The sequence below is a fragment of the Microbacterium sp. ZW T5_56 genome (assembly GCF_044987425.1).
Taxonomy (GTDB): Bacteria; Actinomycetota; Actinomycetes; order Actinomycetales; family Microbacteriaceae; genus Microbacterium.
Genome location: NZ_JBJDRI010000013.1, coordinates 36,505 through 58,868 on the forward strand (window position 1 = coordinate 36,505; position 22,364 = coordinate 58,868).

The following is a 22,364-nucleotide window of genomic DNA, read 5'->3' on the forward strand; positions in this document are numbered from 1 at the left end:
ATCAGGCGAGCTCGATGAGGTCCTGATACTCCTGGTTCCAGATGTCCTCGACGCCGTCGGGCAGGATCAGCACCCGCTCGGGGTTCAGCGCTGCGACGGCGCCCGGGTCGTGGGAGACCAGCACGACCGCGCCCTCGTAGTGCGCAAGCGCCCCGAGGATCTCCTCGCGAGAGGCGGGATCGAGGTTGTTGGTCGGCTCGTCAAGCAGCAGCAGGTTGGCGCTCGAGACCACAAGGGTGGCCAATGACAGGCGCGTCTTCTCGCCGCCGGACAACACGCCGGCGGGCTTCAGCACATCGTCGCCGGTGAAGAGGAATGATCCGAGCACCTTGCGCGCCTCGGTGGCGTTGATGTCGGGCGCTGCGGACATCATGTTGTCCAGCACGGAGCGGCTGACGTCCAGGTTCTCGTGCTCCTGGGCGTAGTAACCCACCTTGAGACCGTGGCCCGGCTCGATGGCACCGGTGTCAGACTTGTCGACCCCGGCGAGGATGCGCAGCAGCGTGGTCTTGCCGGCACCGTTCAGGCCGAGCACCACGACCTTCGAGCCACGGTCGATCGCGAGGTCGACATCGGTGAAGATCTCCAGAGACCCGTAGGACTTGGACAGACCGTTGGCCATGAGGGGCGTCTTGCCGCAGGCTGCCGGCTTCGGGAACCGCAGCTTCGCCACGCGGTCCTCCTGGCGGACCTCCTCAAGGCCGGAGAGCAGCTTCTCGGCGCGCGCGATCATCTGGTGCGCGGCGGCGGCCTTGGAGGCCTTGGCACCGAACCGTGCGGCCTGCAGCTGCAGCTGGGTCGCCTTCTTCTCGGCGTTGACGCGCTCCTTCTTGCGACGCTCCTCGTCGGCGGCGCGCTGGCGGAGGTAGTTCTTCCAGTTCATGTTGTAGACGTCGATGACCTGACGGTTGGCGTCCAGATAGAACACGCGGTTCACGGTCTCGCCGACCAGCTCGATGTCGTGGGAGATGACGATGAGGCCACCCTTGTAGTTCTTGAGGAACTCGCGCAACCACACGACGCTGTCCGCGTCGAGGTGGTTGGTCGGCTCGTCGAGGATCATCGAGTCCGCGTCGGAGAAGAGGATGCGGGCCAGTTCGATACGACGACGCTGACCGCCCGAGAGCGTGCTGAGCGGCTGCTCGAGGATACGGTCCGGCAGTGAGAGGTTGTGCGCGATCGATGCCGCTTCCGCCTCGGCAGCGTAGCCGCCCAGTGACTCGAAGCGCTCGGTCAGATTGCCGTACTTGCGCATCGCCTTCTCGGCGACGGCGCTGTCCTCCGACGCCATCGCGAGGGCGGCTTCCTTCATGCCGAGCGCCAGAGTGCCGAGGCCCCGGGCATCCAGGATTCGCGTGCGGGCCAGCATCGAGGGGTCGCCGGTACGCGGGTCCTGCGGCAGGTAACCCAGCTCGCCGCTTCGCGTCACGTTGCCGTCGGCGGGAAGCAGATCCCCGGCGAGCACCTTCGTCAGCGTGGTCTTGCCGGCCCCGTTGCGCCCGACCAGTCCCACCTTGTCACCGGGGCTGACCCGGAAGGAGACGCCCTCCATCAGCACGCGTGCGCCGACGCGGATCTCGAGGTTCTGCACGGCGAGCACGACGAAGCTCCTTCTGTGAGGGGATGCGGCCGACTGGCCAGCCTCCTACTCTATCGCCTCCGACTGCACGCGGCCTTCGAGACCGATCCGGACGCGCTCACAGCCCCCGCGCTGTCAGGCTGTCGGCCATGGTGTCCGCGTGCCGCAACGCGACAACCAGCAACGGGAGCACAAACCGAGGGCCGGGACGAAGGCCCCGCATGCGCTGAACCTCCCGGATGGTGCGCGCGTGGCGGAGGAGCACGGGCGCGGTGGTGATCGTCAACGACAGCACCAGCGCCACCCGATCCGGGTTCACTCCGACTCCACGCATCGGGCTCAGCGCCCGTCCCACCACGGCCATCATCTCGGTCTGCGACACGCTCACGGCGACGACGGCGGCGAGCACCAGCAGACCGAGGATGCGGCCGGCGGCGATCAGTGCTGCTTCGATGCCGGAGAACACCCCGACCATCACCAGCACGAACGCCGCGACGACGAGGAGCGACCGAAGCTGTGCACGCAGGGCCGCGCGGGCACGCGGACTGCGCCACGCGGCACAGAGGCCGATGCCGGCGACGAGGATCGCGAGGACCGCGCCGGCGACGGAAGGCAGGAGCGTGACAACCAGTGCCAGGAGCGCCAGCGCGGCGAGCCGCCAACCCGCGCGCAGCTCCCCCGCCGCGCTCATGAGCAATCCCGTTCGTATCTCGCCACGACAGCATCCGCGCTGCCCTGGTCGACGAGTTCACCGTGCGCGAAGCGCAGGACGTGATCACAGCGCCGAGCGAGCGCGAGATCGTGCGTCACGAGCACCAGTCGCTCGGTCACGGGAGGATGGCCTCTCGCCTCGTCGCCCAGCAGCAGGGCACCCACCCGACGCGCATTGCGAAGGTCGAGCTGGGTGGTCGGCTCGTCCGCGATGAGGATGGCGGGCCGGCGTACGATCACACTCGCGAGTGCGAGCAATTGCTTCTGACCGCCGGAGAGTACGCTCGCCGATCGACCCGCCAGCTCTCCGAGCCCGAACTGCGCGAGCGCCGCGTTGACCCGCTCTCGACGCTCGTCCCGGGAGAGGGGCAGCGCGCCCGCAGTGAGGGCGATGTCCTCTCGCGGCGTGGGCATCAGGATCTGGGCGTCGGGATCGGAGAACACCATTCCGACGGTGTCACGCAGCCGACGATCGCGTACATCCACGCCCAGCACCGAGGCGGATCCGCGCGTCGGCTTCACGAGTCCGGCCAGCACACGTGCGAAGGTCGACTTTCCCGACCCGTTCTCCCCGATGACGGCGATTCGTCGGTGCGAAAGGGACACGCTGGCCCGGGTGAGGACGGCAGCGCCGTCCTCACCGACGACATCGAGGTCTCGAACGTCGATCACGCTGCCGCCGGCGCGCTGCGCGGCACCGCTCGATTGCGCAACGGCGCGAAGGCAGCGGGGTAGGCACGCAGCAGCGCCGTCGCCACGACCGTTGCTGCTGCGGCCTTGATCAGATCCCCCGGCAGGAACGCGACGCTCGTCATCGCCGTCTGACCGAGCGGGATGCCCGTGATGAGCGCCTGCAGCGGGATCCCGAGCGCATAGACACCCAGGATCCCTCCGACCACGGCGCCGAGCGCGAAGCGCCACCAGGTGCGACGGCCCGAGTGAGCGATGAGGCCCGCGATCACGACGCCAGAGAGCCAGCCCAGCAGGTAGCCGACCGTCGGCCCGAAGAAGACGCCCAAGCCACCGCGTCCGCCCGAGAGCACCGGAAGCCCGATGGCTGCGAGGAGGATCACGACCGCAACAGCCGCAGCCCCACGCCGAGCGCCGAGTACCAGACCTGCGAGCATCACGCCCAGCGTCTGCGCCGTGATGGGCACCAAACCCGGCACGGGAATCGGCCCGATGAGTCCGAGCGCGACGATGAGCGCGGCGAAGACGGCGATACGAGCAAGGTCACGAGTGTCGAATGGGCTGGTCATCATGCCTCCTGAACGGTGTTCATTGAACGGTGTTCACTATAGTGAGCGGATGGCCACCGAACGCAACTCGCGCACGCCGCGTGTCGACCGCGGCACAATCGTGGACACGGCTCTCCGGCTGCTGGACGAGGTGGGTCTCGCGGATGTGTCGATGCGCCGCCTCGGCAGCGAGTTGGGCGTTCAGCCCAGCGCGCTCTACTGGCACATCGCGAACAAGCAGGAGCTTCTCGCCGCTGTCGCCGATCGCATCGTGCCGGCAGCACCCGTGCTGCTGGGTGAGGACCTGTCCCCCGGAGCCGTTGCTCGACGGCTGCGCACCGCTTTGCTCGCGCATCGCGACGGAGCCGAAGTCGTGCTGAGCACCTACGCGCTCTCGCTGGGCACGAGCCCGGCCGCCGCGGCCTTGCAGGCAGCCCTCCGTCCGGCCGTGGCCGCGGAGCTGCGCCCTACCGTCGCGGCCGCCATTCTCCAGTTCGTGCTGGGCAACGCCTCGGTGCTGCAGCAGCGACTCACCGCTCTCCGCTTCGGCGCCCTGACGGGCGACGCGCACGCGATGACCTCGGCATCCGATGATGAGTTCACCGTGGGACTCGATGCGCTGCTCGCCGGTGTGGCACACCGCGCGTCCGAACAGACACACTGACCTCCACTGAGACGTCGGGATCCACGATGGAGGTCAGTGTGTCTGTTCCTGAACGAGGGGCTCGCGATGAGACGGAGGGCCGTGGTGACGCGCGCGGTGAACTCAGCCGTTCGTCGTGGCTTCGCGGACGTGACCGAGTCGAGTGCCGGGGATGAACGCGACGAGCGCCAGGATCGTCGCGAACGCGAACACAGCGGCGAACCCGCCGCCGAGAGCCACGATGAGCCCGAACACCGCGATGGCTGACGCGGTCGTCAGTGAGTCCGCGATGGTCAGGGACGAAGACACGAAGCCCTGCGTCTGCGGCGTGGAGTAGGCCAGCCCGAGGACGCTCAGTCGGGGGTACATGAACCCCATGCCCGCCCCCGCCGCCGTCCATGCGACGATGATCAGCCAGGCGGGTGCCGTGACGAGCGCGATCAGTGCCACAGCGCCGATCGATGCCGCAAGGATCGTGAGCCCGATGAGCGCGGTGCGTCGGTTTCCCACCCGGTCTCCGAAGCGGCCCTGGAGCTCAGAACTGAGCGACCACAGGATCGCGCCGCCCGTGAGCCCGAGTCCGGCGAGAGTCGGCGTGAACCCGTAGTCCTCGCGCAGCACGTAGGGCACGTACACCTCGGCACCGAGCATCGCCGCCGCGATCAGGCCGCGCATCGACACCACGGACGGAAGTCCCGGCCGAGCGCGGAGTGTTCCCACCGGGATCAGTGGACGGACGACGACGGCGATGAGCACCAGAAGGAGGACGGCTCCCACCACCAGCACGGGCGTCGGAAGGTGCCAGTCGCCGAGCATGCTGAGCGCCGTGGCTGCGACGGCCACCACGACCGCGGCGGCGATCCGGCCCGCGATCCCCTCGTTCGAGGCGCGTTCGGTCGGCCCTCCGATCGTCCGCAGACGCCCGAACACCATGATGAACGCGACCGCCGTCAACACCGCCACACCGAGGAACACCCAGCGCCAGTGCAATTGGTCCGCCACGAACCCGGCCAGGAACGGACCGATCAGCGACGGCACCACCCACGCAGCGGAGAAGGCCGCGAACACGCGACCGTGCAGAGCACCGGGATAGGCGCGCGCCACCACCACGTAGAGGGCAACGGTCTCACCGCCACCACCGAGTCCCTGAACCAGTCGGCCCACCACCAGCGTGGGCATGTCGCTCGCGACGCCCGCGATGATCAGACCTGCCACGAACACGATGACCGAGGTCGCCACGGGCCAGAGCGGCCGCGCGCGGTCGCACCAGATGCCGACCACGATCATGCCGATCACGCTGGCCGCCATCGTGCCCGCGAACGCCACCGAGTAGAGCGATGCGCCGTCGAGGTCCTCGCTCACGACGGGCATCACCGTGGTCACGGCGAGAGACTCGAACGCGGCGAGGAAGATCAGCGCGACCGCACCCGCCGTGGTCCACACGTACTCCGGCGACCAGATGGACGCCGGACGCTGCTCCCGACTCACGCGAGAGCGCCGAGTCGCGCGAACGCGTCCTGCAGAATCTCCGGCGAGGTCGCGAAGTTCACGCGGATGAAACCGCGCCCCTCCTCGCCGAACGTCGGTCCCGGGTTCACGGCGACACGGGCATTCTCGAGGATCCACTCCGCGGCGTCGTCGCCCCAGCCCAGCGGTCGCACGTCGATCCAGGCGAGGTAACCGGCATCGGGGACGACATACTGCGCGCCGGGCAGGTGCTGTGCGACGAGCTCGCCCACCAGCTCACGATTCAGATCCAGACGTGCGCGCACCGCGTCCAGCCAGGCGTCGCTCTCCGGCGCGTACGCGGCTACGCCGGCGATCACACCGAACCAGCCCGTGCGCCACTCCACCTCGACGGGAAGATGGCTGACGACATCGGTGGTCCGATCGGACGCCGTCACCATCAGGGCACACTTCAAGCCGGCCAGGTTGTACGCCTTGCTGGCGCTCGTGACGGCGAAGCCAACCTCGCGGGCATCGTCACCAGCGTCCAGGAACGGGGTGAACGCGACACCATCACGCACCAGCGGGGCGTGGATCTCATCGCTGATGATGAACGCGCCGTGGGCTCGTGCGATTCGGGCCAGCTCGACGAGGGTGTCGCGATCATGCACCGTACCGGTCGGGTTGTGCGGGTTGCAGAGGAGCATCGCGCGCGCCCCCGCAGCAAAGGCAGCGTCAATGCCGGCCAGATCGAGGCGCCATCCCTCCGCGTCGGCCACAAGCGGTACACGAATGACCTCACCACCCGCCTCGGGGACCGCATCGAAGAACGGCGGGTACACGGGCGGGGTCACGATGACGCCGTCGCCCGGGCTGATCACGCCGCGCATGATCTCGACGAGACCCATCACCACATCCCCCGTGGTGCGAACGCGAGTCGCGTCGACCTCCCACCCGTGACGTCGTGCCGAGAAGTCGACGAACGCTGCCTGCAGCGGATGTGTCGGAGGCGTGTAACCGGTGTCGCCGATGGCGAGCGCTCCGGCCAACGCCTCGGTGATCGCCGGTGCCAGCGGAAAGTCCGACTCCGCGACGAACAGCGGCAGCACATCGGCGGGGTACTTCGCCCACTTGGTGCTGCCACGCCGCCGAAGCGTCTCGATCGGCAGGGCGTCGATCGGGTCCGTCATGTCTATAGTCCAATCCGCGCGCGTGAAAAAGTGATGTCCAGGACGGGCTGCCGCCTCCGCATCTGTCGCCGCCGCACTCAAGCGTGTGCCGGGCTGTCTCAGGAAGTCAGCGGGAGCCCTCTCTCGAATCTACTCCCCTCCGCGGACAACGGGCGGGCACCCACGAGCGTCCACCTCCGTGGCCAGCTCGCACTCAGGTCGCAGAAGAACAGCCTCCGACCAGGACAATCCTGGTCGGAGGCTGTTGATAGTCGGGTCAGATCGCGAAGCCGAGGGCGCGCATCATGTCGCGGCCGTCGTCGGTGATCTTCTCCGGGCCCCACGGCGGCATCCACACCCAGTTGATGCGGAACTGCTCGACGACGCCGTCCAGGGCCTCGCCGGTCTGTGCTTCCAGCACATCCGTCAGTGGGCACCCGGCGCTGGTGAGCGTCATGTGGATGACCAGGGCATCATTCTCGTCGTCCCAGCCCAGATCGTAGATCAGGCCGAGATCGACGATGTTGACGTTCAGCTCAGGGTCCATGACGTCCTTGAGCGCTTCCGTCACCTCGTCATACTTCTCGGGGGTCAGTGTCGCGGTCATGCTTCGACCTTACGCCTCGATGATCTCGCCGGGGGCGAGAAAGCGGTCGTAGCCCTCGTTCTCGAGACGCTCGGCCAGCTCGGGTCCGCCCTCTTCCGCGACCTTGCCCTTGACCAGCACGTGCACGTGATCCGGCTTGATGTAGCGGAGGATGCGCGTGTAGTGCGTGATGAGCAGAACACCCATGCCGGTGTTCTCCTTGGCACGGTTGACGCCCTCGGACACGATCTTCAGCGCGTCGACGTCGAGACCTGAGTCGGTCTCGTCGAGGATCGCGAACTTCGGCTTGAGCAGCTCCAGCTGCAGGATCTCGTGGCGCTTCTTCTCACCGCCGGAGAAGCCCTCGTTGACGTTGCGCGCAGCGAACTTCGGGTCCATGCGGAGAGCCTTCATGGCCTCCTTCACGTCCTTCGTCCACGTGCGGATGGCGGGAGCCTCACCGTCGATGGCGGTCTTGGCAGTGCGCAGGAAGTTGGTGACCGTGACGCCGGGGATCTCCACCGGGTACTGCATTGCCAGGAACAGGCCGGCGCGTGCGCGCTCGTCCACCGTCATCGCCAGGACGTCTTCGCCGTCCATCGTGATGGTGCCACCGGTGACGGTGTACTTCGGGTGGCCGGCGATCGTGTACGCCAGCGTCGACTTGCCGGAGCCGTTGGGGCCCATGATCGCGTGGGTCTCGTTGGTGTTGATCGTCAGCGAGACGCCGTTGAGGATCGGGGTGGTGCCCTCCTCGGTCTCGACGGTCACATGGAGGTCGTGGATCTCGAGAACAGCCATCAGTTGATTTCCTTCTTCACATTCGGGTCAATGAGCACGTCGTCGCCGTCGATCACGACGTCGAAAACCGGGACGGGCTCGAAAGCAGGGAGAGTGAGCGGCTTGCCGCTGGTGAGCGAGAAGGCCGAACCGTGTGCCCAGCACTCGATGGTCTCGCCCTCGACGAAGCCGTCCGCCAGCGAGATATCGCCGTGCGTGCAGGTGTCGCCGATCGCATGGATCACGTCATCCGCATCCTTCACGATGCAGATCGCCACGTCTTCGATGACGACGCGCAGTGCGGAGTCCTGTTCCAGCTCACTCACGGAGCAGGCGCGGGATGCGGTCACTTGTCTGCTCCGCGATCCAGTTCCACCGTGATGGCGTCGAAGAGCTCTTGCTCCAGGGAGTCGATGCCGATCTTCTGAACGATCTCGCCCAGGAAGCCGACGACCACCAGACGGCGTGCCTCTTCTTCGTCGATGCCACGAGCCTGCAGGTAGAACAGCTGCTCGTCATCGAAGCGACCGGTGGCCGACGCGTGACCGGCGCCCCGGATGTCGCCCGTCTCGATCTCGAGGTTCGGGATCGAGTCGGCACGCGCACCAGTGGTGAGCACCAGGTTGCGGTTCGCCTCGTAAGAGTCAGTGCCCACGGCATCCGGGCCGATCAGCACATCGCCGACCCAGACGGTGCGGGCCGTCTCACCCTGCAGCGCGCTCTTGTACAGAACGTCACCCTTGGTGTGCGGGCCCTTGTGGTGCAGGTACACCTGGCTCTCCAGGTGCTCCCCCGGATCCGCGAAGGACACGCCGAACAGCTTGCCCTCGGAACCGGAACCCGACAGCTGTACCGACGGGTTCACGCGCACGAGACCGCCGCTGAGGCTGGCAACGATGTGCGTGAGGGTGGCGTCCTTGTCGACGCGCGCCTGGTGAGCGGCCACGTGGACGGAGTTCTCATCCCAGCGCTGCACGGAGATGACCGTGAGATCGGACCCATCGCGAGCGATGATCTCCACGTTCTGCGCGTACTGCGCCGAACCCTTGTGATCCAGCACAACGGTGCCGCGCGCGTTGGCTCCGGCCTCGATCACGATGTGACCGAAGGCGCGCTTGTCCGCACCGGTGCCGAGCACGGGCAGAATCAGCGGAGCATCCAGCTCCTCATTCGCCGGAATGCTGAGGTGGATCACACCCGGTGCCTGCTTGAAAGCGATGGCTGCCATGCGGTCTTCGGGACGGAAGAACTCGTCACCGCTGGCGACCTCGTCGGCCGAGAGGTGAGCTTCGACGCCATCGAGGTCGTACTGCACGGCGCCCTCGTCGCCCGGCTCGTCGACGAGCAGACCGCGCAGGCGGTCCACCGGCGTGTGGAGGAAGTTGACCTCGCGCCCGGTGGGCATGGGCAGCTCCTCCGGGACGAACGAGGTCGGGCGCTCAGAACGCGTCTGAACGGGGACGAACGGGCCGTCGCTGTGCGCGAGAGAACCCGGCACCACCTGGGGTGCCTCTGTGCTGGTCGTCATCTCAGCCGACCGATCCTTCCATGCCCATCTCAATGAGCTTGTTCAGCTCGAGGGCGTACTCCATGGGCAGTTCACGGGCGATGGGCTCGATGAAGCCGCGGACGATCATCGCCATGGCTTCGTCCTCGGGCATGCCGCGGCTCTGCAGGTAGAAAAGCTGCTCTTCGCTGACCTTCGAGACGGTGGCCTCGTGGCCGAGCTGAACATCGTCGACACGAATGTCGATCGCCGGATAGGTGTCCGAGCGCGACATGGTGTCCACCAGCAGCGCGTCGCATCGCACCGTGTTGGCGGAGTGGTGCGCGTTGGCGTCCACGCGCACCTCGCCGCGGTAGCCGGCGCGACCGCCGCCGCGGGCGATCGACTTCGATACGATCGAGGACTGCGTGTACGGAGCCATGTGGATCATCTTCGCGCCGGCGTCCTGGTGCTGGCCGGGGCCCGCGAAGGCGACGGAGAGGGTCTCACCCTTGGCGTGCTCGCCCATCAGGTAGATGGACGGGTACTTCATCGTCACCTTGGAGCCGATGTTGCCGTCGACCCATTCCATGGTGGCGCCTTCGTGCGCGACGGCACGCTTGGTCACCAGGTTGTAGACGTTGTTGGACCAGTTCTGAATCGTGGTGTAGCGAACGCGCGCGTTCTTCTTCACGATGATCTCGACCACGGCGGAGTGCAGCGAGTCCGACTTGTAGATCGGAGCGGTGCAGCCCTCGATGTAGTGGATGTAGCTGCCTTCGTCGGCGATGATCAGGGTCCGCTCGAACTGACCCATGTTCTCCGTATTGATGCGGAAGTAGGCCTGCAGCGGGATCTCCACGTGAACGCCCTTGGGCACGTACACGAAGGATCCGCCGGACCACACCGCGGTGTTCAGCGCGGCGAACTTGTTGTCTCCGGCGGGGATCACCGTGCCGAAGTACTCCTCGAAGAACTCGGGGTGCTCGCGCAGCGCGGTGTCGGTGTCCATGAAGATGACACCCTGCTCCTCCAGGTCCTCACGGATCTGGTGGTAGACGACCTCGGACTCATACTGTGCGGCGACGCCGGCGACGAGACGCTGACGCTCGGCCTCGGGGATACCCAGGCGCTCGTAGGTGTTGCGGATGTCCTCCGGGAGATCCTCCCAGGACTGCGCCTGCTTCTCCGTGGAGCGCACGAAGTACTTGATGTTCTCGAAGTCGATGTCCGACAGATCGGCACCCCACGTGGGCATCGGCTTACGCCCGAAGAGCTGCAAGCCCTTCAGACGGGTTTTGAGCATCCATTCCGGTTCGCTCTTGAGCGCCGAGATGTCACGGACGACGGCTTCACTCAGGCCGCGCTTCGCGCTGGCACCGGCGGCATCGGCATCGTGCCAGCCGAATTCGTACACCCCCAGCCCTTCGAGCTCGGGTCGGTCAATGAGCACATCAGACATGGCGTCACACTCTCCTCAATTGGCCCAAACGGTCTCATCCGTCCCGGCATTCCGGACGCCCGACGAGGTGGACGGGGTAGGGATGCCGCTTCGGGCCATTCTCAGGCGCCGGGATTCCGACGCCTAGACTGTGTAGGGATGCCGCGTCTGGGAACGCCGCATCTCGACCCCTCGATTCTACAGGTTTGCTCGGACACTGGGCGGACCTGCCGCGGTGCCGTCACCGATCAGCACCGCCCGTCCGGAAGGCTGCGCATGTCGGCGTCCACCACCTCCGCCCCCACGCCGCTCGCGCGTTTCATCGCTTGGCTGCCCACAGTTCCCGATCGTCGGGTGCGGGTGATCGCCTGGCTGAACTTCATCGGCAACGTGGTGATCATCGCCACCGGAGGCGCCGTGCGTCTGACCGGTTCAGGCCTCGGCTGTCCCACCTGGCCGCTGTGCACCGCGGACTCGCTGGTGCCCGTACCCGGAATGGAAGAGGGCTACCACAAGTACATCGAGTTCGGCAATCGCCTGATGAGCCCGGTGCTGGGCATCGTCGCTCTGCTGCTGCTCGTGCTGATCTGGCGCATGCGCCAGGAACGGCGCGATCTGTTCGTCCTCTCGTGGATCGTGATGGGCGGCATTCTCGCGCAGGCCGTGGTGGGTGGAATCACCGTGTGGACCGGGCTGAACCCGTTCATCGTGGGCTTCCACTACGTCGCCTCGCTGACGCTGGTGTGCATCACGGCCGTGCTGCTGTGGCGCGTGTACTCCCCCGCTGGCCCGCGGGAGCGCGCCGTGCCGACGTGGTATCTGATCCTCACCCACGTGGCCACGCTCGCCATGGCAGTCAGCGTCGTCTTCGGGGTGCTGACCACCGGTGCCGGCCCGCACTCGGGCGACGATGATGTGCTGCGCCGCAACGGGTTCGACGCCACGATCCTCGAGCACATTCACGCCTGGCCGGGCTACGTGCTGTTCGCACTCACGCTGGTGCTCGCGGTTGTCGCCTGGCTGCAGAAGCTGCCGACGCTCCGGTGGGTCGTCTTGCTCCTCGCCGTCGAGCTGGTGCAGATCGCCGTCGGGCTGTACCAGGCGCGCAACGGCCTGCCGCCGCTCGCGGTGGGCATTCACATGGTCCTCGCATCGCTGACGGCAGCGGCCATGGTCACCGTCGTGATGTCTCTCAAGCAGCCGACTCCGACGAAGACGCTCACAGCACAGGCATAGCCCGCGCATCGCGGGCTCGGATACGCGCTTGTCACCCTTGTTCGAGCGGAGGGCTTCTCCGCTCGAACAAGGAGCTTGTACTGATGAAGAACCCCAGCGCCCTCAAGAGCGCACCGTTCTGGATTCTGCTGGTCGCCTCTGCGGGTGTCGCCGCGTACGGCGTGCAGGCGGCAGTGAGCCGTATCACGACCATGGAAGCCGGCCTGACGGACGGCTCGGCCACCACGGCGCAGGTCTACGGCGGGCAGTCGTGGGTGGTCCTGGAGTCCATCCTGGCGGGTGCCGGAATCGTCGGCGTGCTGGTCGCGCTGGCCGTGTGGGCCCTGGGCCCGCGGGTGGTCACCGCACCGGCGGTCGAAATCGCGCCCGCGCTCGAACCCGGCCAGTCGCTGCCGGAGCCGGCCTGGGGTGAGCAGACGGGAACGGGACACGATGCCGCCGCGCAGGCGAGCGTCGAAGCGCTGCCGAGCGACGCGGCGCAGCGGGCCGCGGACTCCGAGTCCACGACCGAGTCTGAGCCCACGACTGAATCTGAGCCCACGACCGAGTCTGAGCCGACTCCCGGGACGCCGCGCGCCGCTGCCGACGGAGAAGCAGCCGCGATCGCGACGGAGCCCAGCCTCACGCGCTGAGTCCCCTCGAACATGCGAAATGCCCCGGATCACCGGGGCATTTCGCGTTCGAGATCAGAAGGCGATCGGGAACAGGGCGTCCAGCGCGATAGCGAGGAAGAGGATGGTGCAGTACGTGATCGATGCATGGAACACGCGCATCGGGGCCGGCGGCGTGGTCCCCTTCACGGCCTGGTTGTAAAGGCGGTGCGCCTCGTAGACGAACCAGCCGCCCGAGACGAGAGCCGAGACGGTGTAGATCGCGTGCATCGGCCCGGCCGGAATCAACAGCAACGAGCAGATCACGGTGGCCCACGTGTAGAGGATCACCTGCAGCCCCACCTGGGCGGTGCCGCGCGTGACGCCGAGCATCGGCACGGAGACGGCTCCGTACTGGTCCTTGTACTTCATGGACAGCGGCCAGTAGTGGGCCGGGGTCCAGAGGAACACGACGATGAACAGAATCACCGGTGCCCAGGAGAAGGTCGGGTCCACGGCCGTCCAGCCGATCACCACCGGGAAGCAGCCGGCGATGCCGCCCCAGATGATGTTCTGCTCGGTGCGGCGCTTGAGCCAGAGCGTGTAGATGACGACGTAGAAGAAGATCGCGACGACCGAGTAGATCGTGGCCACCCAGTTCGTGAACACGGCGAGCCACACCGTGGAGAGCGCCGCCAGGACCCAGGCGAACACCAGCGCATTGCGCGGGGTGAGCTCCCCCGTGACCAGCGGGCGATCCTTGGTGCGCTTCATGTGCGCGTCCATGTCACGGTCGATGTACATGTTGAAAGCGGCCGCAGATCCCGCGCTCATCGCCCCACCGATGACGGTGGTGACCACGAGCCAGAGATCCGGCATTCCTTGTGCCGCCAGGAACATCACCGGCACCGTGGTGACCAGGAGGAGCTCCATCACGCGCGGCTTGGTGAGGGCCACGTAGGCTCGGATCTTTCGTCCGATTCCCAGCTTCTCGGTCAGCTGTTCTGTCGGTGTGGACGTCGCAGTCAGTTCGATCGCCCCCTTCGGACGTGTCGGCACGGGTCTTTTCAGTCTATGTCATCGCGCCGTACTGCCAGACGGTGGTCCGCAGTGCAAGAACCCCGCGCGGTGAATCGTCACAAACTCTCGATTCGACGCCGAGAATCCCCTACATGGCTATGCTGGAAAGGAACTATACGTGCGCATTTGCGAACCGTTTCCGTGCTGTTGCGGCCTGCGGACCGCTGATGCGCGCATCCAACTTCGCGGAAGGTGATCCGGTGCCGGAACTTCTTTGGGATGACGTCGACAAGCGCGCGGTGGACACCGCACGTGTGCTGGCAGCAGATGCGGTGGAGAAGGTCGGCAACGGCCATCCAGGCACTGCAATGAGCCTCGCCCCGGTGGCGTACCTGCTCTACCAGCGTGTGCTGCGTCACGACCCGTCCGACCCCACCTGGATCGGTCGCGACCGTTTCATCCTGTCCGTCGGTCACTCGTCACTGACCCAGTACATCCAGCTCTACTACGGCGGATTCGGCCTGGAGCTGAACGACATCGAGAGCCTGCGCACGTGGGGATCGCTCACCCCCGGCCACCCGGAGTACGGCCACACCAAGGGCGTCGAGATCACGACCGGACCGCTCGGTCAGGGTCTCGCCTCGGCGGTCGGATTCGCCTACGCGCAGCGTTATGAGCGCGGCCTGTTCGACCCGGAGGCCGCAGCGGGCACCAGCCCCTTCGATCACAATGTCTACGTGATCTGCGGCGACGGCGACCTGCAGGAGGGTGTCACCAGCGAGGCCTCGTCGCTCGCCGGTCACCAGCAGCTCGGCAACCTCATCGCCATCTACGACTCCAACCAGATCTCGATCGAGGACGACACCAACGTCGCCTTCACCGAGAACGTCGCCGCGCGATACGAGGCCTACGGGTGGGACGTCCGGGTCGTTGACTGGAAGAAGACGGGTGAGTACGTCGAGGATGTCGACGCCCTGTACGCGGAGATCGAGGCGGCCAAGGGCGTCTCGGACAAGCCGTCGCTGATCATTCTGAAGACCATCATCGGCTGGCCGTCGCCCGGCAAGCAGAACTCCGGCAAGATCCACGGCTCCGCTCTCGGTGCCGACGAGCTCGCCGCGGTGAAGAAGGTTCTGGACTTCGACCCCGAGCAGCACTTCGCCGTCGAGGACGCCGTCATCGAGCGCGCCCGCAGTCTGGTCGCCCGCGGCGCCGAGGCACACGCCGCCTGGCAGCAGGACTTCGACGCGTGGGCCGAGGCGAACCCGGAGCGCAAGCAGCTCCTGGACCGTCTCGAGGCGCAGGCGCTCCCGGCCGATATCGAGGACGCCCTGCCGGTGTTCGAGGCGGGCAAGGAAGTGTCGACTCGTGTCGCCTCCGGCAAGGTGATCAACGCCCTCGCCGCACGCCTTCCCGAGCTGTGGGGCGGATCGGCAGATCTCGCCGAGTCCAACATGACGTCCATCACGGACGCCCCCTCCTTCATCCCCACCGAGTGGTCCACCCACGAGTGGAGCGGAAACCCGTACGGCCGCGTGCTGCACTTCGGCATCCGTGAGCACGCCATGGGCTCGATCCTGAACGGCATCGTCCTGTCGGGCCTCACCCGTCCGTTCGGCGGCACGTTCCTGATCTTCAGCGACTACATGCGCCCAGCGGTTCGTCTGGCGGCACTCATGGGCATCGCCCCGGTGTTCGTGTGGACGCACGACTCCGTCGCGCTCGGTGAGGACGGCCCCACCCACCAGCCCATCGAACAGCTCGCGTCGCTGCGCGTGATCCCCAACATGACGGTGGTTCGTCCGGCAGACGCCAACGAGACCGCGGTCGCGTGGCTGCAGGCACTGCGCCACCACTCGGGCCCGATCGGTCTGGCGCTCACGCGTCAGAACGTTCCGACCTATGACCGCGTCGACGGACCGGCCACGGGCGATGCGTTCGCCTCCGCCGAGGGCGTCGCCCGTGGGGCGTACGTGCTGCAGGAGGCTCCGGGCGGAACCCCGAACGTGGTCCTCATCGCCACCGGCTCCGAGGTTCAGCTCGCCGTGGGCGCCCGTGAGGTTCTGCGTGGCGAGGGCATCAACGCCCGCGTCGTCTCCGCTCCGTCGCTCGAGTGGTTCGCTCAGCAGGACGAGGACTACCGCGAGAGCGTGCTACCCGCCGGTGTCAAGGCTCGCGTCTCCGTGGAGGCCGGTTCCGCAGCGAGCTGGTACCGCATCGTCGGCGACACCGGACGCACTGTTGCGATCGACCACTTCGGCGCCTCCGCCGACTGGAAGACGCTGTTCACCAACTTCGGGTTCACTGTCGACCACGTCGTGCAGGCAGCCCGCGAGACCGTTAAGGAGAACTCATGACCACCCCCACGGCAGATCTCACTGCAGCCGGCGTCAGCATCTGGCTGGATGACCTCTCGCGCTCGCGCATCACGTCCGGCAACCTCGCCGAGCTGATCCAGACGCGCAACGTCTCCGGCGTCACCACGAACCCGACGATCTTCCAGGGTGCCATCAGCAACGGCGGCGGCGACTACGCGGCCCAGCTGGAGGAGCTGGCGAAGGCCGGTGCCAGCGTTGACGAGGCGATCTTCGCGCTCACCACCGACGACGTTCGCAACGCGACGGACATCTTCCGTCCGGTGTACGACGTCACGGGCGGCGTCGATGGCCGCGTCTCGATCGAGGTCTCCCCCGATCTGGCGCACGACACCGAGGGCACTGTCGCGCAGGCGAAGGAGCTGTGGGCTGCGGTCGACCGCGAGAACACGCTCATCAAGATCCCCGCGACCAAGGCCGGCATCCCGGCGATCACGGCCACGCTGGCCGAGGGCATCAGCGTCAACGTCACGCTGATCTTCTCGCTGGAGCGCTACAACGACGTGATCGACGCGTACTACGCGGGCATCGAGCAGGCACAGGCCAACGGTCACGACATCAGCCGCATCCACTCGGTCGCCTCGTTCTTCGTGTCCCGCGTCGACACGGAGGTGGACAAGCGCCTCACGGAGATCGGCACCGAGGATGCCCTCGCGCTCAAGAGCCAGGCCGGCCTGGCCAACGCACGCCTTGCTTACGAGCTGTTCGGACAGAAGTCCGCGACCGAGCGTGCGCGCCAGCTCACCGCAGCGGGTGCCAACCCGCAGCGCCCGCTGTGGGCCTCCACGGGCGTCAAGGACCCGGCTCTGCCGGCCACCCTGTACGTGACCGAGCTGGTCGCCGCTGACACCGTGAACACCATGCCGGAGAAGACGCTGGAGGCGACCTTCGCCGAGGGCGTCGTCACCGGCGACACGATCACGCCGAACATCCCCGCCGCGCACGATGTCGTTGCTCGCCTGGCTGCGGTCGGCGTCGACTTCGCCGACGTCACCCAGCTCCTCGAGGATGAAGGCGTGTCGAAGTTCATCGCCTCCTGGCAGGACCTCAAGAGCACCGTGCAGACGGCGCTCGAGAGCGCACGGTGACCTTCCGACTTCGTCTCTCCGGCCACCCGCGTGAGGTGGCCGACGCCGTGGTTCCCGCTCTCGTCGAGGATCTGGTGGCTTCAGGCATCGCAGATCAGAACCCCACGCTGTGGGGAGCTGCCGCCGAGGCTGAGGCCGAAGTCCGCCTCGGCTGGGTAGAGTCCGTCGAGATCTCCCGCCCGCTCGTGACGGAGGTCGTCGCCCTGCGCGACGACCTCCGTGGGCGGGGGCTGGACCGCGTCGTGCTCGCCGGAATGGGCGGATCATCGCTTGCTCCGGAGGTCATCACGCGGGGTGCCGACGTTCCCCTCGTGGTCCTCGACTCGACCGCACCGGGCCAGGTTCTCGCGGCGATCGACGGGGAGAGCGAGGACGACCTGCGCCGCACCGTGCTGGTCGTCTCCTCGAAGTCGGGCTCCACGGTGGAGACGGATTCGGCGCAGCGCGCGTTCGAGGCCGCGTTCACTGATCTCGGACTCGACCCGGCCGAGCGGATCATCGTGGTCACCGACCCCGGTTCCCCGCTCGAGGCACGCGCTGTCGAACACGGCTACCGGGTGTTCACGGCGCAGCCCACCGTTGGCGGACGTTTCTCCGCGCTCACCGCGTTCGGGCTCGTCCCGTCCGCCCTCGCCGGCGCGGACATCGAAGCCGTGCTCGCCGAGGCCGACGCCGTGCTCGCAGACGTTGCGATCGACAGCCCCGACAATCCCGCCCTGATCCTCGGGGCGGCGATCGCCGGAGCCACCGCCGATGCTGTTCGCAAGGACAAGCTGGGCCTGATCGTCGAACCGGATGCGGGTCTCGACGGCATCGCCGACTGGATCGAGCAGCTGGTCGCGGAGTCCACCGGCAAGGACGGCACGGGAATCCTCCCGGTCGTGCTCACCGAGGTCTCGCTCGAGGCGGAAGAGCCGCAGGACGACCTGCAGCGTGTCCGGTTCGTGCAGGATGTCGATGACGTCGGCATCTTCGAAGACCACTACGACGAGATCCTGATCAGCGCGAGCCTCGGCTCCGCCTTCCTGGTGTGGGAGTACGCCGTGGCGATCGCCGGTCGGATCCTGGGCATCAATCCCTTCGATCAGCCCGACGTCGAGGCGGCGAAGGCCGCCGCACGCGACCTTCTCACCGAGCAGCCTCAGCTCGATGCGCCCGCTTTCATCGAGGGCGGCATCGAGGTGCGCTCCACGGATGCCGCGCTCGTCGCCTCGGGTTCTGTCCGCGGTGCGCTCAACGCGCTGTTCTCCGGAGCGGCGGATGACGGATACGTCGCCATCCACGCGTATGTGAATCGCGACGCGCTCCCCCAGCTGGCCGGGCTCCGCGAGCTCGCTGCCGCCGCATCTGGGCGGCCGGTCACCTTCGGGTGGGGACCGCGCTTTCTGCACTCGACGGGTCAGTACCACAAGGGCGGACCCGCGAACGGCGTGTTCCTTCAGATTCTGGAGAGCACCGATGTCGACCTGGAGATCCCCGGTCGCCCCTACACCTTCGGGCAGTTGATCAACGCTCAGGCTGCGGGCGATGCCCGCGTCCTCGCCGCGCTCGGCCGTCCCGTCGTCACCCTCACCCTCACCGATCCCCAGAACGATGTCGTCGACCTGTTCGACGATGCCGACTGACACAGGAGTTCTTCCCCCGATGACCGCATCGATCTCGCGCGGGCACAATCCGCTGCGCGACCCCGATGACCGGCGCCTCAACCGAATCGCGGGGCCCAGTGCCCTCGTGATCTTCGGCGTGACCGGCGACCTGTCCCGCAAGAAGCTCATGCCCGCCGTCTACGACCTCGCCAACCGCGGTCTGCTGCCACCCGGATTCGCGCTGGTCGGCTTCGCCCGCCGCGAGTGGGAGGACCAGGACTTCGCACAGGTGGTGCGAGACGCGGTGAAGGCCGGCGCCCGCACCGAGTTCCGTGAGGACACCTGGAATCAGCTGTCGCAGGGTATCCGCTTCGTGCAGGGCACGTTCGATGACCCCGATGCCTTCGCTCGCCTGAAGGCGACCGTCGACGCGCTGGACGTCGAGCGCGGCACGATGGGCAACCACGCGTTCTACCTGTCGATCCCGCCCAAGGACTTCCCCGTCGTCACCACGCAGCTGCGTGAGTCCGGGCTGGTCGACGGCACGCAGGACCCCGACCACTGGCGTCGTGTGGTGATCGAGAAGCCGTTCGGAGACGACCTCTCCTCCGCTCGCGCGCTGAACGAGGCCCTGGAGTCCGCCTTCCCGGCCGACTCGATCTTCCGCATCGACCACTACCTCGGCAAGGAGACGGTGCAGAACATCCTCGCGCTGCGCTTCGCGAACGAGCTGTACGAGCCGATCTGGAACCGCAATTACGTCGACCACGTGCAGATCACGATGGCCGAGGACATCGGCGTCGGCGGCCGCGCCGGCTACTACGACGGAATCGGCGCCGCGCGCGACGTCATCCAGAACCACCTGCTGCAGCTGCTCGCGCTCACCGCGATGGAGGAGCCGATCAGCCTGGAGGCCGAGCACCTGCGCGCCGAGAAGGAGAAGGTGCTCGCCGCGGTCGTGCTGCCCGAGGACCTCGGACAGGCCACCGCGCGCGGTCAGTACGCCGGCGGTTGGCAGGGCGGCGAGGAGGTGCGCGGCTTCCTCGACGAAGACGGCATGGATCCGCAGTCCACGACCGAGACCTTCGCCGCCATCAAGCTGGAGATCAACACCCGCCGCTGGGCTGGTGTTCCGTTCTACCTGCGCACTGGGAAGCGCCTCGGCCGCCGCGTGACCGAGATCGCCGTCGTGTTCAAGCGCACCCCCGAGCACCTGTTCTCTCGCGCGCAGAGCGCCGAGCTGGGTCAGAACGCTCTGGTCTTCCGCATCCAGCCCGATGAGGGTGTCACCATCCGCTTCGGCTCGAAGATTCCGGGTGCGGGCACCAATGTACGCGATGTGACCATGGACTTCGGCTACGGTCATGCCTTCACCGAGGCGAGCCCTGAGGCGTATGAGCGTCTCATTCTGGATGTTCTCCTCGGCGATCCGCCGCTGTTCCCGCGGCACGAGGAGGTCGAGCTCTCCTGGAAGATCCTCGACCCGATCGAGGAGTTCTGGGCTGCCGCGAGTGGCCCGCTCGAACAGTACGACCCCGGATCTTGGGGTCCCGCATCGGCCGACGCTCTGTTGGCTCGTGACGGACGTGTCTGGAGGCGCCCGTGATCGTCGATCTGCCCGAAACCACTGTCTCTGCGGTGGCCAAGACCCTCGTGAAGGTGCGCGAAGAAGGCGGTGCCGTCGCTCTCGGTCGCGTGCTGACGCTCATCATCGCGACTCGCGCCGAAGTCATGGAGGAGGCCATCGATGCCGCGAACGACGCTTCGCGCGAGCACCCCATGCGTGTGATCGTGGTCACCACCGCTCCGGATGCCGACCCGCGCCTGGACGCGCAGATCCGTGTCGGAGGTGACGCCGGAGCCAGCGAGGTCATCGTGCTCGCCGCCTCGGGTGCCGCTGCCTCCAACGAGGAGAGCCTCGTCACCGGTCTGCTGCTGCCGGACGCTCCGGTCGTCGTCTGGTGGCCCGACAACCCGCCGACGGCTCCCGCCGAGTCGCCGCTGGGCCGCATCGCTCAGCGCCGCATCACCGACGCATCCACCCTCCCCCAGGACGTGGACCGTGTCGCGCTGTTGGGTCCGTCGTACTCCCCCGGAGACACGGACCTCGCCTGGACTCGCCTCACGCACTGGCGCGAGCAGCTCGCCGCGGTGCTGGATCAGCCGCCGTACGAGTCGATCACCGCCGTCGAGGTGCAGGGCGCGGATGACTCGCCGTCCACCGGGCTGCTGGCGGCCTGGCTGAAGCTGAAGCTCGACTGCGACGTGACCTGGCACTACCAGCCGCGCGACAGCTGGGGCGAGGGCATCAAGTCCGTCCGTCTGACTCGCGCGTCCGGCGACATCGTCCTGGAGCGACCGGAGCCGGGAATCGCCGTGCTGACTCAACCGGGTCAGCCCGACCACGAGCTGCTGCTTCCTCGCCGCACGGTGCGCGAGTGCCTCGCCGAGGAGCTGCGTCGGCTGGATGCGGACGTCTTGTATGGTCGAGTGATCAGCGACGGTTGGGCCCAGCTGGGTCCCGCCGCCACCGCGCAGAGGTAGGCATATGTCCGAGAAGAGAGTCGTCGTCGCTCCCGATCCGTCGACACTCGCGACCAGCGTCGCGAGCCGGTTCCTCGGCAAGATCGTTCTCGGTCTCGCCGAGGACCGCGAGGTCCACGTATCGCTCACCGGCGGAACCATGGGGATCGCGGTGCTGGCGGCCGCCGCGGAGCAGCCCGCCATCGCCATGATCGACTGGGATCGCGTTCACCTGTGGTGGAGCGACGAGCGGTTCGTGGCCCGCACCAATGGCGACCGCAACGCCGTCCAGGCGCGCGCGGCCCTCATCGACGCGTTGCCCATTCCCGCGGCGAACGTGCATGAGATGCCGTCCACCGATGACGGTCTGGACCTGGACGCTGCGGCCGAGTGGTACGCGCAGGAGCTCGCGCGCTTCGGCACCGACGAGCACCCCTGGCCGACATTTGACGTGACTCTTCTCGGCGTGGGCCCGGACGGGCATATCGCCTCTCTTTTCCCGGACCGCGATGAGGTTCGTGTGACCGATCGCACGGTGCTTGCCGTCCGCGATTCGCCCAAGCCGCCGCCGGAGCGCATCACGCTCACGCGACCGGTGATCAACTCCTCCACCCGAGTGTGGATGGTGATCTCCGGGGCCGAGAAGGCCGGCGCGCTCGGACTGATCCTCGCCGGAGCAAGTTACGCCAGCGTGCCTGCCGCGGGAGCGAAGGGCACCCACCGGACGATCATCATCACCGATGAGTCCGCCGCCGGCGAGGTTCCGCCGGAGCTCATCGATCCAGAGTTCTGAGCCGCAGCTACGAGGCCCCGCCGATGTTTCGACTCGGCGGGGCCTCGGCGTTTCTGGACGGACGACGAAGGGCG

General features: G+C 67.3%; 21 protein-coding genes. 9 read left to right on the forward strand and 12 right to left on the reverse strand.

Annotated features, from left to right (window positions below; genetic code table 11):
* Position 1: 1 nt before the first annotated feature.
* The 4 genes from ACI3KU_RS08155 to ACI3KU_RS08170 form a co-directional block, all read right to left on the reverse strand.
* Positions 2-1,600, reverse strand: coding sequence for an ABC-F family ATP-binding cassette domain-containing protein (locus ACI3KU_RS08155; protein ID WP_404921811.1), 1,599 nt, complete (start codon positions 1,598-1,600; stop codon positions 2-4).
* Between the two features lie 97 nt (positions 1,601-1,697).
* The gene (locus tag ACI3KU_RS08160) at positions 1,698-2,270 is read right to left on the reverse strand and encodes an energy-coupling factor transporter transmembrane component T (RefSeq protein ID WP_404921812.1); all 573 of its coding nucleotides are present in this window, start codon (positions 2,268-2,270) and stop codon (positions 1,698-1,700) included.
* Entirely contained in the window at positions 2,267-2,962 is a 696-nt protein-coding gene (locus ACI3KU_RS08165) for an energy-coupling factor ABC transporter ATP-binding protein (RefSeq protein ID WP_404921813.1), read from the reverse strand. Before ACI3KU_RS08165 ends, ACI3KU_RS08160 begins: the two co-directional genes overlap by 4 nt.
* Positions 2,959-3,549, reverse strand: a complete 591-nt coding sequence (locus tag ACI3KU_RS08170) for a biotin transporter BioY (protein ID WP_404921814.1) — start codon at positions 3,547-3,549, stop codon at positions 2,959-2,961. The genes ACI3KU_RS08165 and ACI3KU_RS08170 overlap by 4 nt, the downstream gene beginning before the upstream one ends.
* Positions 3,550-3,598: 49 nt before the next feature.
* Here ACI3KU_RS08170 and ACI3KU_RS08175 point away from each other — a divergent pair, with 49 nt between their 5' ends.
* The gene (locus ACI3KU_RS08175; protein ID WP_404921815.1) at positions 3,599-4,192 is read left to right on the forward strand and encodes a TetR family transcriptional regulator; all 594 of its coding nucleotides are present in this window, start codon (positions 3,599-3,601) and stop codon (positions 4,190-4,192) included.
* A 102-nt stretch (positions 4,193-4,294) separates the two neighbouring features.
* Here the strand turns inward: ACI3KU_RS08175 and ACI3KU_RS08180 are convergent, their stop codons facing one another.
* The 7 genes from ACI3KU_RS08180 to sufB form a co-directional block, all read right to left on the reverse strand.
* Entirely contained in the window at positions 4,295-5,659 is a 1,365-nt protein-coding gene (locus ACI3KU_RS08180; protein WP_404921816.1) for an MFS transporter, read from the reverse strand.
* On the reverse strand, positions 5,656-6,807 hold the full coding sequence (locus tag ACI3KU_RS08185; RefSeq protein WP_404921817.1) for a MalY/PatB family protein: 1,152 nt from the start codon (positions 6,805-6,807) through the stop codon (positions 5,656-5,658). The genes ACI3KU_RS08180 and ACI3KU_RS08185 overlap by 4 nt, the downstream gene beginning before the upstream one ends.
* Before the next feature lie 256 nt (positions 6,808-7,063).
* Positions 7,064-7,393 carry a metal-sulfur cluster assembly factor gene (locus tag ACI3KU_RS08190; protein WP_404921818.1) on the reverse strand — a complete coding sequence of 110 codons (330 nt, stop codon included), beginning with the start codon at positions 7,391-7,393 and terminating at the stop codon, positions 7,064-7,066.
* A gap of 9 nt (positions 7,394-7,402) precedes the next feature.
* The gene (gene sufC, locus ACI3KU_RS08195; protein WP_404921819.1) at positions 7,403-8,173 is read right to left on the reverse strand and encodes a Fe-S cluster assembly ATPase SufC; all 771 of its coding nucleotides are present in this window, start codon (positions 8,171-8,173) and stop codon (positions 7,403-7,405) included.
* The gene (locus tag ACI3KU_RS08200; RefSeq protein ID WP_404921820.1) at positions 8,173-8,502 is read right to left on the reverse strand and encodes a non-heme iron oxygenase ferredoxin subunit; all 330 of its coding nucleotides are present in this window, start codon (positions 8,500-8,502) and stop codon (positions 8,173-8,175) included. The genes sufC and ACI3KU_RS08200 overlap by 1 nt, the downstream gene beginning before the upstream one ends.
* Positions 8,499-9,680, reverse strand: a complete 1,182-nt coding sequence (sufD, locus tag ACI3KU_RS08205; RefSeq protein WP_404921821.1) for a Fe-S cluster assembly protein SufD — start codon at positions 9,678-9,680, stop codon at positions 8,499-8,501. Before sufD ends, ACI3KU_RS08200 begins: the two co-directional genes overlap by 4 nt.
* Before the next feature lies 1 nt (position 9,681).
* On the reverse strand, positions 9,682-11,100 hold the full coding sequence (gene sufB / locus ACI3KU_RS08210; RefSeq protein WP_404921822.1) for a Fe-S cluster assembly protein SufB: 1,419 nt from the start codon (positions 11,098-11,100) through the stop codon (positions 9,682-9,684).
* A 255-nt stretch (positions 11,101-11,355) separates the two neighbouring features.
* Here sufB and ACI3KU_RS08215 point away from each other — a divergent pair, with 255 nt between their 5' ends.
* Together ACI3KU_RS08215 and ACI3KU_RS08220 are read left to right on the forward strand one after the other, a co-directional pair.
* On the forward strand, positions 11,356-12,315 hold the full coding sequence (locus ACI3KU_RS08215; RefSeq protein ID WP_404921823.1) for a COX15/CtaA family protein: 960 nt from the start codon (positions 11,356-11,358) through the stop codon (positions 12,313-12,315).
* Positions 12,316-12,398: 83 nt separating this feature from the next.
* Positions 12,399-12,947: a hypothetical protein gene (locus tag ACI3KU_RS08220; RefSeq protein ID WP_404921824.1), complete on the forward strand. Its 549-nt coding sequence runs from the start codon at positions 12,399-12,401 to the stop codon at positions 12,945-12,947.
* A gap of 54 nt (positions 12,948-13,001) precedes the next feature.
* Here ACI3KU_RS08220 and ACI3KU_RS08225 read toward each other — a convergent pair whose 3' ends face one another.
* Positions 13,002-13,940 (reverse strand): heme o synthase, encoded by a 939-nt coding sequence (locus tag ACI3KU_RS08225; RefSeq protein ID WP_404921866.1) that lies wholly within the window; start codon positions 13,938-13,940, stop codon positions 13,002-13,004.
* A gap of 245 nt (positions 13,941-14,185) precedes the next feature.
* Between ACI3KU_RS08225 and tkt the strand changes: the two genes are divergently transcribed.
* From tkt to pgl, 6 genes are read left to right on the forward strand one after another with little or no spacing between them, the layout of a single operon-like run.
* Positions 14,186-16,282 (forward strand): transketolase, encoded by a 2,097-nt coding sequence (gene tkt, locus ACI3KU_RS08230; RefSeq protein WP_404921825.1) that lies wholly within the window; start codon positions 14,186-14,188, stop codon positions 16,280-16,282.
* Positions 16,279-17,388 (forward strand): transaldolase, encoded by a 1,110-nt coding sequence (gene tal / locus ACI3KU_RS08235; RefSeq protein WP_404921826.1) that lies wholly within the window; start codon positions 16,279-16,281, stop codon positions 17,386-17,388. Before tkt ends, tal begins: the two co-directional genes overlap by 4 nt.
* Positions 17,385-19,013 carry a glucose-6-phosphate isomerase gene (locus tag ACI3KU_RS08240; protein ID WP_404921827.1) on the forward strand — a complete coding sequence of 543 codons (1,629 nt, stop codon included), beginning with the start codon at positions 17,385-17,387 and terminating at the stop codon, positions 19,011-19,013. Before tal ends, ACI3KU_RS08240 begins: the two co-directional genes overlap by 4 nt.
* A gap of 19 nt (positions 19,014-19,032) precedes the next feature.
* Complete coding sequence (gene zwf, locus ACI3KU_RS08245) at positions 19,033-20,580, forward strand: glucose-6-phosphate dehydrogenase (protein ID WP_404921828.1); 1,548 nt, start codon at positions 19,033-19,035, stop codon at positions 20,578-20,580.
* Positions 20,577-21,518 carry a glucose-6-phosphate dehydrogenase assembly protein OpcA gene (locus ACI3KU_RS08250; RefSeq protein WP_404921829.1) on the forward strand — a complete coding sequence of 314 codons (942 nt, stop codon included), beginning with the start codon at positions 20,577-20,579 and terminating at the stop codon, positions 21,516-21,518. The genes zwf and ACI3KU_RS08250 overlap by 4 nt, the downstream gene beginning before the upstream one ends.
* Positions 21,519-21,522: 4 nt before the next feature.
* Entirely contained in the window at positions 21,523-22,290 is a 768-nt protein-coding gene (pgl, locus tag ACI3KU_RS08255) for a 6-phosphogluconolactonase (protein WP_404921830.1), read from the forward strand.
* The last annotated feature ends 74 nt before the right edge of the window (positions 22,291-22,364 follow it).

What these genes read in the sequence shown, in the direction of transcription:
- ACI3KU_RS08160 (WP_404921812.1), bottom strand. Translation starts at nt 2,270, where the DNA reads ATGAGCGCGGCGGGGGAGCTGCGCGCGGGTTGGCGGCTCGCCGCGCTG.
- ACI3KU_RS08170 (WP_404921814.1), bottom strand. Translation starts at nt 3,549, where the DNA reads ATGACCAGCCCATTCGACACTCGTGACCTTGCTCGTATCGCCGTCTTC.
- ACI3KU_RS08175 (WP_404921815.1), top strand. Translation starts at nt 3,599, where the DNA reads ATGGCCACCGAACGCAACTCGCGCACGCCGCGTGTCGACCGCGGCACA.
- ACI3KU_RS08185 (WP_404921817.1), bottom strand. Translation starts at nt 6,807, where the DNA reads ATGACGGACCCGATCGACGCCCTGCCGATCGAGACGCTTCGGCGGCGT.
- ACI3KU_RS08190 (WP_404921818.1), bottom strand. Translation starts at nt 7,393, where the DNA reads ATGACCGCGACACTGACCCCCGAGAAGTATGACGAGGTGACGGAAGCG.
- sufC (WP_404921819.1), bottom strand. Translation starts at nt 8,173, where the DNA reads ATGGCTGTTCTCGAGATCCACGACCTCCATGTGACCGTCGAGACCGAG.
- sufD (WP_404921821.1), bottom strand. Translation starts at nt 9,680, where the DNA reads ATGACGACCAGCACAGAGGCACCCCAGGTGGTGCCGGGTTCTCTCGCG.
- sufB (WP_404921822.1), bottom strand. Translation starts at nt 11,100, where the DNA reads ATGTCTGATGTGCTCATTGACCGACCCGAGCTCGAAGGGCTGGGGGTG.
- ACI3KU_RS08215 (WP_404921823.1), top strand. Translation starts at nt 11,356, where the DNA reads ATGTCGGCGTCCACCACCTCCGCCCCCACGCCGCTCGCGCGTTTCATC.
- ACI3KU_RS08220 (WP_404921824.1), top strand. Translation starts at nt 12,399, where the DNA reads ATGAAGAACCCCAGCGCCCTCAAGAGCGCACCGTTCTGGATTCTGCTG.
- tal (WP_404921826.1), top strand. Translation starts at nt 16,279, where the DNA reads ATGACCACCCCCACGGCAGATCTCACTGCAGCCGGCGTCAGCATCTGG.
- zwf (WP_404921828.1), top strand. Translation starts at nt 19,033, where the DNA reads ATGACCGCATCGATCTCGCGCGGGCACAATCCGCTGCGCGACCCCGAT.
- pgl (WP_404921830.1), top strand. Translation starts at nt 21,523, where the DNA reads ATGTCCGAGAAGAGAGTCGTCGTCGCTCCCGATCCGTCGACACTCGCG.